Origin of the sequence: Paenibacillus sp. MSJ-34 (genome assembly GCF_018918005.1) — a bacterium.
Lineage (GTDB): Bacteria > Bacillota > Bacilli > Paenibacillales > Paenibacillaceae > MSJ-34.
Genome location: NZ_JAHLPR010000094.1, coordinates 1 through 7,344 on the forward strand (window position 1 = coordinate 1; position 7,344 = coordinate 7,344).

Annotated in this window: 5 protein-coding genes; all 5 read left to right on the forward strand. The window is 46.9% G+C overall.

Annotated elements, in window-relative coordinates:
* Window positions 1–130: 130 nt before the first annotated feature.
* The 5 genes from KQI79_RS27895 to KQI79_RS26765 all read left to right on the forward strand — a co-directional run bounded on the left by KQI79_RS27895 (window position 131) and on the right by KQI79_RS26765 (window position 7,091).
* On the forward strand, window positions 131–1,336 hold the full coding sequence (locus KQI79_RS27895) for a sensor histidine kinase (RefSeq protein ID WP_216541388.1): 1,206 nt from the start codon (window positions 131–133) through the stop codon (window positions 1,334–1,336).
* A 111-nt stretch (window positions 1,337–1,447) separates the two neighbouring features.
* Entirely contained in the window at window positions 1,448–2,752 is a 1,305-nt protein-coding gene (locus tag KQI79_RS26750) for an ABC transporter substrate-binding protein (RefSeq protein ID WP_216541389.1), read from the forward strand.
* 50 nt (window positions 2,753–2,802) lie between these two features.
* Window positions 2,803–3,693, forward strand: a complete 891-nt coding sequence (locus KQI79_RS26755; RefSeq protein ID WP_216541390.1) for a carbohydrate ABC transporter permease — start codon at window positions 2,803–2,805, stop codon at window positions 3,691–3,693.
* Window positions 3,690–4,547, forward strand: a complete 858-nt coding sequence (locus KQI79_RS26760) for a carbohydrate ABC transporter permease (protein WP_216541391.1) — start codon at window positions 3,690–3,692, stop codon at window positions 4,545–4,547. The genes KQI79_RS26755 and KQI79_RS26760 overlap by 4 nt, the downstream gene beginning before the upstream one ends.
* A gap of 9 nt (window positions 4,548–4,556) precedes the next feature.
* Window positions 4,557–7,091, forward strand: coding sequence for a hypothetical protein (locus KQI79_RS26765; RefSeq protein ID WP_216541392.1), 2,535 nt, complete (start codon window positions 4,557–4,559; stop codon window positions 7,089–7,091).
* Window positions 7,092–7,344 lie beyond the last annotated feature (253 nt).

A 7,344-nucleotide genomic window follows, 5' to 3' on the forward strand; every position in this document is an offset into this window, starting at 1 on the left:
GTAGACTTCACCTAAAAGGTGCTCCTCTCTTTGGGTGTAGTGTTCTCGACAAACACCATTCTACCAAAGATTTGGGCACTTTTTTATGTTTTCAATGAACGGTACTTTCGAAATTTAGGATAAATTATTCGTGACGAGGAAAATCAATAATACATTTACCGGGCAAATGATCGGGATTTTTTATATGGAATTGAATTACGAGAAAACAATATTGGAAGTATTGAATAAATTGAACGCCGATCATTTCGTGATGATTTCCGATCGCGACCGTCCCTTGTTCGCATCCGAGAAACGCGACGACATGTTATCGTATATCAACGGAACGATCGATAATTCCAAAATTTTCGTCAACGGAGAGCCTTATTACGCTTTAAGCGAAAATATTCCTTTTACTACATGGACGTTGCATTATTATGTTCCGGGTTCGAACATCCGTTTGGAAGCAGCGAAGATGATAAACGCTACAGCTGTCGTCGTGTTGGTTTGCGTGCTGATATTAACGTTCATTCTCTTCTTGTTCCAACAAACATTGCTGAAAGGGATCTATAAACTTAATAAAAAGATGAAACTCGTCGGGGAAGGCAATATGAATGTTTCCATTCCGATCGAATCAAAGGATGAAATCGGCCAGCTTTCCCTCCGTTTCGATCAAATGCTGCATAAAATAAACCAGCTTATTTTCGACGTGTATCAAGCCCAAATTCGCCGGAGAGAGGCTGAACTGCATGCACTGCAGTCTCAAATCAACCCTCATTTTCTGTATAACGCATTCTCTCATATTAATTCTCATGCCTTGTTGCTGGATTCTCAATACATTAGCAGCATCGTCACCCAACTCTCGAATTTTTACCGCACGGCGCTCAATAAAGGACAGAATACGATCTCGATCAGGGATGAAATCGTGAATATCAAAGCATATATCGACATACAGTTCAAGATGCATAGCGGCAGTTTCGATGTCATCTACGATTTGTCCGACGAATTATTTCACTATGACATGATCAATTTGATATTGCAGCCGATTGTCGAGAACGCCATCGAACACGGAATCGATCAAAAGCGAAACGGCAGAGGCAATCTGATCGTCCGCGGAAAGGTTTACGAAGAAGAAATCGTCTTTACCGTAGAGGATAACGGGCCCGGTTTCAACCCGGAGAAGTTTGAGGAAAGCGTACGCGGAACAAACAAAGGGTACGGGTTGAAAAACGTGCAAGAAAGGATTGAACTTTTCTTCGGCCCGCGATACGGAATCTCGAGAGAGCGGAGCGGGAACGAAGGAACAACCATTCGCATCAACATCCCGAAATATCGTCGAGAAGAAAACATCGAAAACTGATATTTTTCTAAAAAACGTTATATATCGCCGTTTCTGCGGTCATTGTATAGTTGAACTATAGCTGACTCAGCTACCGGCGAACGGTTCGCCTCAATAAAAAGGGGGTACGACATGAGAAAAGGATTTCTATTGCTAATATCGCTAATGTTCATTTTAACGTTTGCTCTGGCAGGATGCGGATCGAAACAAGATGAGAGCGCCGGAGGGAAAACGGCCGGAACGGAAGAGGTGCAAAGCGCCAAAAGCAACGGCGAGAAAGTGAAAGTTCGTTTGTCATATTGGAATAATGAGGATAGCGTCAAAACGCTGTTACAGCTTGCGAAGGAAAAATTGCCGCATATCGACCTGGAGTATCAGTTCGTCGATATCAAGCAATATGACGAAGTCATTAAGACGCAGCTTGCAGCGGGGGAAGGACCGGATATCATTGGCGGCCTGATCAACGACAACACGGTCAAGCTGGGATATTTCGAGGATTTGACGGAGAGATATGCGGATAAATATCAAGAAACAGGCACGGCAACGTATACAATCGAAGGGAAATTATACGGTTTGCCGCAAGGAAGCTGGTTTAACGGCATGTTCTACAATGTCGACTTGTTCAAGCAATACAGTCTGGAAGTGCCTACGAATTTGGACAAGTATTATCAGGTTAGCGAAGTCTTCCTGAAAAACGGCATCAAGCCGCAGGCGATCGGGCTGAAAAACCCGCTTGTTGCCGCTCAATCGTTCATTGCACTCGCCGTTAACGATTATATGGGAACGCCGGAAGGGAAAGATTTCAACGAAAAGTTTAAAAACGGCGAAGCCAAGATGGCGGATGTGCTCGTTCCGGTGTTGGAGAAATGGAAGAGCAATATGGATAAAGGAATTTTCACCGAAGATATGCTGGGATTGGAAGAAGAGCAAGCGATCGACGAGTTTACAAGCGGCAAAGCTGCGATGTTCCAATCCGGGCCTTGGTATATGGAAACATTTAAGCAGAAAGCTCCTGACATGAACATCGATATGTTCCCGAACTTGGGAACAAGCGATCCGATCGGATGGATGGTCGGCGGCCCGGGCGTGTCGTTCGGAGTCAATGCGAAATCGAAGAACAAAGAAGCCGTGTACGAAATTTTGGATTTGCTTTCTTCTCCGGAAGGACAGCAAGCGTATTGGGAAGACAACAAAGGCGTTTCCTCCTATGTGAAGGGCGTGCAATTCGAAATGCCGAAAGAATACGATAGCGCTCAAGAGGCGTTTAAGGCCGGGCATATCATGTTTCCGCCCGACAGTTGGGGAATCGGACGCGATGTTACGTTTGCCGAACTTGGCAAGCAATTGCAAGAAGTGCTCATTTCCGGCAAAGAGCCGAAAGCCGCTCTAGAGGCGACAGACAAGAAACAAGCGGAACTGCTTGCAAAATCGAAATAAGGGGCGGCAGCCCCTTTTTTTTCAAAAAACGGAGCAAAGGCTGATTTATCATGAAAATCATATCCCGGAGCTGGCGCAGGGAGTTTAGTTATATTCTTTTCGTTGTACCGGCGCTTGTTATTTATTGTATTTTTTTCGCAACTCCTACAATCAACACGTTTTGGTACAGCTTTACGAACTGGTCGGACGTGAATCCGGTGCACGTGAAATTTGTCGGCTGGGACAACTATAAAGTAATATTTCAAGATTCGTTATATTTGACAGGGATTAAAAATACGTTGATCTACGCCGTGATGACTACGCTGATCGTAAGCGTGCTTGCTGTTCCGTTGGCTGTTGTACTGAATAAGAAATTGATTACAAGAAACGTCCTCAGATCCGTATTTTTTTTGCCTGCGGTTTTCAGCGTTCTCGTCATCGGTTTTTTGTGGAATTACATGTACTCTACGTCCGATTTCGGTCTGATCAATAAGGCTTTGGAATGGGTAGGGTTGAAGAGGGTTAATTTCTTGGGCGATCCCAAGCTCGCTCTCTATTCCGTTATTTTCACCCAAATATGGCAATGGGTCGGCTACAATATGGTCATCATATTGGCCAATATGCAGAGCATCCCGCAAGATTATTACGAAGCCGCAACGATCGACGGCGCAAACGGCTTTCAATCTTTTCGGTTTATTACTTTGCCGCTGCTGCTGCCTTCCATCACATTCATTACGGTGACAGGCATGATTAACGGAATGAAAGTGTTCGATATCATTTATTCCCTTACATCCGGCGGTCCCGGTTATGCTACGGAGACGATTATATCGTTAATGATCAAGAAGGGAATTACGGAAGGATTTTATAGTTATGGGGCGGCATTCGGCATGGTTTTCGTATGTATCGTCGGCATCATAACTTTTATTCAGATGAAATTGATTAGCAGGTGGGATCATCAATGACGGACTCGACTTTGATCAAAAGCTCCACAAGACGGAAGTTGAATCTTATCGTATGGGAAATCGTCATGCTGGCGGTCGCGGCGGTATTCATCATTCCTATATATTACTTGTTCGTGACTACATTTAAAGCGCCGGCGGAAGCGGTCGCCTACCCATTATCTCTACCGAAGGAATGGACATTGTCCCACTATGCAAGAGTGTTCGAGAAAATGAATTATTGGGGCGCTTTAAAAAACAATCTGATCATCACCGTCGCGGCGGTGTCCGGGATTATCGTGACAGGATCGATGGCGGCGTACAGCTTTTCGAGAAGAAAGCATAAAGCGTATAACCTTGTATTCGTTTTTTTTCTGGTCGGGATGATGGTGCCGTATCAAATGGGAATCTTGGCTCTATACCGCCTCGTAACCGGGATGGGGCTAATGAATACGTTGATTGGCGTTATTTTAATCATGATCTGTTACAATCTTCCGCTTTCCATTTTTTTGTTTACATCGTTCATCAGTTCGACCGTGCCGCATGAATTGGAAGAAGCGGCATGGATCGACGGTTGCGGCGTCTTGAAAACTTTTTTCTCGATTGTTTTTCCGTTGCTGAAGCCGATTGTGGCGACGGTTGCGATTTTAACCGCCCTGAATACGTGGAACGATTTTATGACTCCGTTATTGTTTCTGCAATCGCGAAGCAATTCCGTACTGCTGCTGGAATTGTTCCGCAATATCGGGCAATTCTCGATCGATTGGACGAATTTCTTTCCAATGATGTTTCTGGCGATTTTGCCGCTCTTGCTATTTTATATTTTCATGCAACGATATATTATCGACGGAATTACTGCCGGATCGGTGAAGGGATAGGTGAGCGGCGTGCGAATTGTAAAAAAAGATTATACCGTGCTGCTTCGAGCCGATGGAACCATGGCCGAATTATCGGATCGGCCGAACCCGACGGCGAACTGGATTTCATCCCATTCATCATCCAGATTCGGCGCGCCTTTTGTTAACGGGTCACAGTTGAATGAAACATTCGTCCAATGCAAAGAAGCGCACATTTGGCCGGTTCGCCCGACGATATGGGAAGCATGCAAGCATCGCATCCCGTTTCCGGGGAGACCCGAGGAAGAAGCGTCCCGGGAAAACACGGCCGAAGACGAGCGATCGGTTTCCGAACTGTACCGTTTTGCGTCGAAGTCGGGGAGAACGTCAGTCTCCTATCGTTTTGCCGACGATCATATCGAGATGACGGCTATGCTGCCGGACGAATGCGGACCCAGAGCGGGGATGGAGCTGGATTTTCACTTTATCGACATGCCGACAGGGGATCATTGGACGAACCAAGTCGCGTTGAACACGATATATACCGATGAACGGCAACAGTACGCTTATTTTATTTTCCAACGGCCTTCGGGAGGATTTTTATGTTTGGCCGTGGACGGCCCGTTTGCCGCGTGGAGGGCCAAGTACAACAACAGCGGCCATAAAATGACCGGTATGCAGCTATTGTCGCTGGCCGACGATTTGCTTATTACGGACGAACGGAAATTGAATCGGGTACATACGATGCGGATCAAGATCGCGTTCGCCGAAACGTTGGAACAGGCATATCTAAACATTTGCAAGTTGCTTGGCATCGGCATGGCGCAATTCGCCGTATCCGGGGGTATACGGCAGTCTGTCGTCCCAATTCGAGTAGTCGGGCACGCCGATCGATTGCGAATATTCGATCCGGAAGGCAAAAGCGAGGAAGCGGAATTTGCAGGAGATGCGCATTCATTGGCATTAAACAAAATCGGCGAATATCGTTTGAGCGCAATCTCCCCAAATGGCCGCGTCCATGTGAGCCGAATGTTATGCCACGATGCCTGGGATAAGCAATTCGATCTTATCAACCGTTTCTATAGCAAATATTTTCAGTTGGAAAGCGGAGCGTTCGCGCGAGTGATATGGAAGGATACGTTAAGTCCGAAGCAGGGGCGGACATTCGGCGGGGAGGCTTTCGGCGATGCGGAAGAGCAAGTTTCTTGCCGAACCGGCGAATTCGGCGGTTTTGCGGGATGGGCTATCTTGAAAAATTTGCTGTGGTTCGGTTCCAAATCGGAATTTCATGCGTTGTTCCGCGATTCCGTCGATCGCTATATCCGTGGGTGGGCGCTGAATGAAAACCGGCCGGATCGTCCGAACTACGGCACAATAAGCAAGAAGCCGGTCAGCATGTTCGGCATAAATTATAGCGCATATCACCTGTTTCAAGAATATAATTACCCGCAATACGAGACATGGCTGATCGGCCAACTGATCGATTATTACGAATTGTCGGGAGATCGAAACATACTTAACGACTTGATCGGGCTTGGCAAGCATTATATCGCCGACCATATCGATCCCGCAACGGGAATGGCGGTTTGCCAAAACGAACGGTACGGCGAGAAAGTCGATTACACAACGGTTGACGTACCGTTAGTACATTTGACGAAATTAGGCAAGCTGCTGCAACGGGAAGGTCACCCGGACAGCGATCTGTTTCTGCAGGCTGCCTTGCGAATGGCATATCATTTGTCGGGACGCGGCCTGGAATTTCCAACGGAAGGCGATCCGTGCACGGAAGAAGCTTCCATGGCCTGTACGGCGCTGTCGTTGCTATACGCGTATCATGAGTTGGAAGCGAACGAAACGTTTCTGCGGCAAGGCGCCGACTTGCTGGAATTTCATGACGCCCTCGAAATGAAAGGATTCGATTGCCGTATGACGGGTTCCACCTTGCGTTATTGGGAGACCCAATACGAAACTCGCGACTGGGGGCCTTCCATTAATGCGGGACACGGCTGGGCGATTTGGACCGCCGAAGCGAAACTTCTGCTATTTTTGGCGACCGCGGAGATGAAGTGGATGGTAGAAGCTTGTAACGCTTTTGTGGCGAATATGCGCAAAGTAGAGGAGAACGGCGGCATGACCTGTTCCTTCGCGCCCGATATGATCCCGGCCACGCCTCATATGCCGTACGAACGATCGGAGTCGGAGGAGCCCGACTTGCTGGCGACTTCGATTCCGCTGGCTAACGGATATCCGGCGAAAACCTATTCTGCGAGCGGCAACTATTATTTAATCAAGGCCGCCGAATACTGGAATCGTATAAGCGGCTTGAAGATGGAAGAGGGAATCGCGATAAACGGACGTTACACGGCTGACGGTATCTTTGAGAGCTTGGGCGACCGGTTCGATATATTAGGCTTGTCCCGGACGCCTCATGTTCCGTTATACGTTCGGGTGCGGCCGGGGCGAATCTTGACGATCATGTTCGAAAGCAAGGACAGGGAAGTCCAAATTACGGGAGGAACGATCGTAGATAGCGGACCTTCCAAAATAGTTGTCCTACCGGATAGCGACGTCTTGACGATTCAATAACTTGCGCATTCATGCGGATTGAAAAGAAATCATTCCCACTTTCACAGTCAATGTGATATAATGTCGATTAATAAGACTCTTGTAAATAGTCTCATTTACAGGGGTCTTATTTTACTGTGAAAATGGGATTTTACATAGGATCTCGGAATAAACCGGGCGATTGAGGCTCAATTTGGGGTGCTTGAGTTAAAATTATCGATGTAAACGTGTTTTTGAAAGCAATTTTCAAAAATGCGTATGCTAAAGAACCCGA